Here is a 1,057-nt window from a genome sequence, read left to right on the forward strand (position 1 = left end):
CCATGAATCATCCACAATATAAGACCCAGACAGAAATTCACAGTGCGCCTGACCTGCGTAAATAACGCTTTCAAGTTGTGCCTCTGACAACAAGCCTTGTGTGATAATGTTGCTAGGAAGATGCGGTTTGTAATTTGGTGCTGGTGGCGAGACAAGTGCTAGGGCTGCACTCTCACAAAGCAGCGAGGGATGAGGTAAAGCGTCCTTGATTCGGATTCGCTGTGGGCGATAGGTTTCGTATAAAGTATCTTTGAGTCCATCCGTAGCAGACCATTCGATAACCTCATACTCCAGAACAACCACATCTGAAATTTCTGCGGAGGGTTCTGGTAAAGCGATCGCTGTACGCTTCGTTGGTAGTTTAATAACCTTCGCTGCAACGACAGCAGCTTTAATAGTTGCAGCATTGCATTGCGATGCCTGCGGCAACGTCAAAGACGAACGCCCAGGCAATTGCTGAATCAGTGCCAGTATTTCAGGCAGATCCAAAGTTTCAGTAATGCAAGGGATTTCGCTGGAGTCAGCCGGAACTTTGTCGATCACTGTAATCCGAGTGTCGATAGTTGTCCCATGTTTTGAGTAAACCTTGCCGTTAACCCCGACTGACATTAAAACTCGTGCTTCTGAGTGCCACCTAACAAAAGTCTCTCGCCAAGTAGGATTATTGGGAGAAAACCAGTTGGCTGTGATTGTTACCAGCCGTCCACCGTCAGCCAGTCTTCGCAGTGCCGAGTTGATATGCCTTTTTGTTGCGTCGGGATTGCGACTGCTGATTTTCGGGGATGACGAAAACGGTGGATTCATCAGCACAACTGAGGGCTGAGTCTTGCCAACCAGATAATCGTTAATTTGTTCCGCGTTTACTGAGAATAATGGTGTACCAGGGAATAACCGTCGCAGAATCTTCGATCTATCGTCGGCTAGCTCGTTGAGCATCAGACTTGCACTGTGCAGTTTAGCCATTTGTGCCAATAGACCAGTTCCGGCACTTGGTTCCAGCATAAGGTCGCTGCTACTGATTTGTCCCGCCAATGCTACCAAGTATGCAAGCGGCAGA

General features: G+C 48.2%; 1 protein-coding gene. It reads right to left on the reverse strand.

All coding sequences use genetic code 11. The features are described from left to right. On the reverse strand, positions 1 to 1,057 hold a 1,057-nt coding region (locus ACWATR_RS40340), incomplete at both ends, for a strawberry notch-like NTP hydrolase domain-containing protein (RefSeq protein WP_460346082.1).

This window comes from Nostoc sp. UIC 10890 (assembly GCF_054786515.1).